Origin of the sequence: Paracoccus rhizosphaerae, from assembly GCF_026162645.1 — a bacterium.
In the GTDB taxonomy this organism is placed as follows: domain Bacteria; phylum Pseudomonadota; class Alphaproteobacteria; order Rhodobacterales; family Rhodobacteraceae; genus Paracoccus; species Paracoccus rhizosphaerae.
Window position 1 is genome coordinate 1 of record NZ_JAOTBE010000122.1, and the last position, 4,259, is coordinate 4,259.

The 4,259-nt window shown below is 56.4% G+C and carries 2 protein-coding genes and 1 pseudogene; 2 read left to right on the forward strand and 1 reads right to left on the reverse strand.

All coding sequences use genetic code 11. The features are described 5' to 3' along the window. Window positions 1-112: 112 nt before the first annotated feature. Both OC184_RS19530 and rfbF read left to right on the forward strand, forming a co-directional pair. Window positions 113-562, forward strand: a pseudogene (locus OC184_RS19530) (IS5 family transposase); the annotation flags it as partial. A 495-nt stretch (window positions 563-1,057) separates the two neighbouring features. Next, window positions 1,058-1,834, forward strand: coding sequence for a glucose-1-phosphate cytidylyltransferase (gene rfbF / locus OC184_RS19540; RefSeq protein WP_265508841.1), 777 nt, complete (start codon window positions 1,058-1,060; stop codon window positions 1,832-1,834). 29 nt (window positions 1,835-1,863) lie between these two features. On the opposite strand, the gene OC184_RS19545 is transcribed toward rfbF, so the two are convergent. Further along, window positions 1,864-3,342 carry a hypothetical protein gene (locus OC184_RS19545; protein ID WP_265508843.1) on the reverse strand — a complete coding sequence of 493 codons (1,479 nt, stop codon included), beginning with the start codon at window positions 3,340-3,342 and terminating at the stop codon, window positions 1,864-1,866. Window positions 3,343-4,259 lie beyond the last annotated feature (917 nt).

Genomic DNA, 4,259 nt, shown 5'->3' on the forward strand with positions numbered 1-4,259 from the left:
AGCTGTTCTTGCCCAGGTCGATGCCAACGATCACAATGCTCATGATCCGCTCCTTCCTCCATTGAACACCGACATCCTACACGGAGATCGGCGGGAGGGGCGGGCCATCCATAAAGGGGGGACTCCACGCCAAGGTTTCGGCCGCTCTCGAGGTGGCTTCACGTCCAAGATCCATCTGCGGGTCAATGCGGCAGGCCTGCCCATGAGGTCGGACATCGCGCCGGGACAGACCTCGGACTATCTGGGTTTCGATCTGGTCGTGGACAGCAACCTGCCCGAGCCCCACGTCCTGCTGACGGATCGTGGATATGACGCTGACAGAGTTCGCTAAACCATGGAGGATCGTAACGTCTTGCCGGTGATCCCCATGCAAAAATTCCGAAAGCTGCGCGTAAAAATTGATCGGAAGCTCTACCGGCTCCGCAACCTCGTCGAGCGGTGCTTCAACAAGCTCAAGAACGCTCGCCGTGTCGCCACTCGCTACGACAAGACCGCCGAAAGCTTCCTGGGCTTCATCGACGTTACATCCATCCGCCTCTGGCTCCGCCATTTGTCAACATGACCTAGCAATCCTGTGGGCTTGGCTGGCGCTCTCCTACGAGCCCTGTCGGGCACCACTGTCGCAGGCGCGTTGGTCAGCCGGCTGTCATGTCCGGAGTTTTATCGAAACTTAGATGAACCGCCTCATGCTCTTTGGAGAGCGGATCATGTCAAGCGATTCAGATTGCCAAACCGCAAAGATCCGGATCCGCATCGCCATCATGAACCGCCGTTCGGACCTTGGATAGGCCGAGAGCAGAGCCGTCGCCTGAAGTCAGAGGCAAGGGAGGATCCTCGGCCTCGAAGATAAGAAGCTCAACAAGCCCTTGCGGATCCAAGAAAACTGCAAATATTGTAATGCCACGAAACAGGGAGATGAGAATCTATGTGCCGATCCACCGCACGCGCTTTCATGCGGGCGCGGCAGATTGACTTGTCTGAATTGCACGCAAGCGGAACATCTTTCGCAGCGGGTAATCGGTTGATTTTTTGATGGAAGACTTGCAGGAGCAACACGATGAAGGCTGTCATTCTTGCCGGAGGTTACGGCACCCGGCTTAGCGAGGAAACGGGCGTCGTGCCCAAACCCTTGCTTGAGATTGGGGGGCGCCCGATCCTTTGGCACATTATGAAAATATACGGTGCACACGGTATCACCGATTTCGTTATCTGCTGCGGCTATAAGGGAACGCTCATCAAGGAGTATTTTCTGAACTACTTCAACCGCAACAGCGACTTCACCATCGACTTAAGCTCGAATAGCGTCGAAATTACCCATACCGCCATCGAGCCCTGGCGCGTGACACTTGCCGATACCGGCCTTGAAACGATGACTGGCGGGCGGATCAAGCGCATCGCACCGTATGTCGGCAACGAGACGTTTTGCCTGACCTATGGAGATGGCGTAAGCGATATCGACATCGGTAAGCTGGTGGAATTTCATCGGCAGCAGGGCACTATGGCAACGGTGACCGCAGTCCGGCAACCGGGGCGTTTCGGCACACTTGACCTGTCCGAGGATGTGACCCGTGTGAACGCAATCCGCGAGAAAAGTGTCCTTGACGGACAAACCATCAACGGCGGCTTTTTCGTGCTGGAACCTTCCATCTTCGACCTGATCGAAGGGGACAGCACCGTCTGGGAGGAGGCGCCCCTCCAAGGCCTTGTCTCTTCAGGGCAACTGTCAGTCTTCCGCCACGGAGGCTTCTGGCAGAACATGGACACGCTGAGGGACAAGAACCTTCTTCAATCTATGTGGGATAGCAACAACCCGCCTTGGCGCATCTGGAACTGACTACCGAGGACCGGCGGGCACTGTAATGTTCATGAGAGTATCTCGTCCAGCATCGACTTGAACTCCACCATAACCTGCCGGTCCGAGCTTCGTTCCTTGACCTGACGCATGATCGCCTGCGCCTTGCCCCATTCCTTGCTGCCGAAGGCCGAAGCGGCTTTCAACCAAGCCATTTCTAGATCTGCCGTCGCAAGGCTGTCGGCGTAAAAAGGATAGTCATCCCCCAAGTAATGCATGGCGTTCATGTCGTCGCGTGTGACGATCACCACAGCCCCGCATCGCGCGGCGACAAATCCTTTCAAGAAAGGTTTCCACTCCTGAAGGTGGTCAATCTCGCGGATGATCCAGTGGCAGTTGTACATCGGGGCCTGCCGTGCCCATTCGGAGGGGGTGAAGCTTGCATCCACTACGTTGACCAGTTCGATCATCGTGGACAGACTGTTAGGACAGGAAGTGTTAGCAAAGCGCCCAAAATAGCCGGTCCGCAGCCTATCGGTCGGGCCGGTGCATTCGGGAACAGCCGGATTGACGTGATGGGTGACATGAAAGGCGGGCGTATTCGGGTAAAGCTTGTTTAGTGCAATGGTCTGCGGCAGGCACAGTGTCATATGCGCATCGAACACCGGGATTGTCTTTGGCCTGACCGGCAAATCCAGCCAGTCGCTGATCGACGCAATGTTCCGGCCCCGCAGTTCGTCAAGATCCTCGCGAGAATTGAACTCGATTGCTCCGCGGTTGACAATCACTACCTGATCCCGAACAGAACCGATGTCTGAGCGCAAAGTCACCTCATAACGGTCAGGGTAGGCTGTTGCGACCATCTGGCTGAGCTGCCGGGCACGCATCAGCGTGATCCCTGACTGCCGGCGCTGTTCAGCAAAAAGGAACGTAATGGGGATCTTATGTGTTTGCAGCCCCGGAGACTGCAAGCGCGGCTGCAATGCCAGAAGATCCGGCACGTTGCGCGCAAAAAAGATATTATCTTCGGCCGTGCCAAGCGCGGAAGGCAACTGAGCGATCATCTCGGTCGGGAAGTGATCTTGCTGCGTCAGGCGATGCAGTGATAGCGCCGGGTCTCCTTTCGGCTCTGCCTCTTGCAATGCCCACCATGCGTCCATCTGAGCTTTGACGGCGACGTTGGCATGCCTCCGCCAGATCATTCCCGTATCGCATGCGGTATGCTTCTCGTGAGCGTCTGCTGATTGATATTTCTTTGCCTGTGCCAAGACCGCCGCAGCAGGATGCCGGCCCGTTAGCAGCGAATACTCAACAAGTCCCCGCCAATCGCTCGCTGCAGGGTGTCGCCAGAGCGCAATGTCCTGTTTTATCAGCCAGCGTGTGATCAGAGTGTGCAGGTTGCCAAGCGGGATCCGGCTGCTTTCGAGGAAAAGCGACCATTCGGCATCGGGCGCAGCTTCCGTCAACAGGCGGTGAGGGCAGATGGCGGCAAAAGTTTCGCTCGCCGCATGGTCGGGAGTGACGATGACCTCCCAGCCCGTGACCTCCATGGGAACGTCAGCAAAGCACAAGAAGCGAAGTCCCTTGGGCTGCCCCACAATAGGTGGAGGAGAGGATCTCCTCCCAAAGCAGGTAGTGTAGACGACAATAAGTCGGGCCAGATCCGGTGGCAGGTCTACCGGGCGATCGCTTTGAGGAACACAAAGGTGAAACTCCGGCGCCACGCGAGGAGGAGCCAGCAAAAAATGCGGCAGCGCCGTAGACTGGCTGCCTCGTTCTCTTTCGATTTGCAGGAAGAGGGGGGCTGCCTTGTGCCATCCAGACGTCCGCGCGGTCAGCATGGCATGCATCTGGGCCGCCGCGATGTGATGTGGCGCAGTCCATCGCAACGGCAACAGAACCCCCATCAGGACTTTGGGCCTGCGTTGCCCGAACTGGAACAACCAATAAGCTGACCTCCGCCGCACAGCCTCGTGCACCTGCCGAGAGGCATGGAGGAGATGACGGCGGACAGTCCAAGCGCGGTCTCCTAAACATTGAAAACGAAGCACGGCAGATAGGTTCATGACGGCGGCTTCAAACGCGGTCCACTGCTTCATTCGCTTCAACACCAAACTATCAAAGACACAGGGGGAAACATAAAATAAGTGCAGCACCGGGGGTGAAGGACTGTTCCGCTCAGCCTCGTCCGGGACCACCTAAGGTGATAAATCAACTCTATGGATATAAATACGTTAGATAGCATAATGACCGCCCACGCCCATAGTACAACTGGCAACACACCGGTGGTACATATCAAAATTTTCTTGTTTTGAAAGAGCGTTGATACTGAACTTCTGAGCTACTTGTCACATCCCGCGTGATTATACGGCCGCTTCTTGAAGATGTCCGGCCTTTGCCTTTGCCAGTCCTTGAGCGCGTTGATGGGCGTTTGCCCCTTCAACACTGATTGGGGGAGTTGGCCGTT

Coding starts and splice junctions, on each gene's coding strand:
- rfbF (WP_265508841.1), top strand. CDS start 1,058: ATGAAGGCTGTCATTCTTGCCGGAGGTTACGGCACCCGGCTTAGCGAG.
- OC184_RS19545 (WP_265508843.1), bottom strand. CDS start 3,342: ATGGAGGTCACGGGCTGGGAGGTCATCGTCACTCCCGACCATGCGGCG.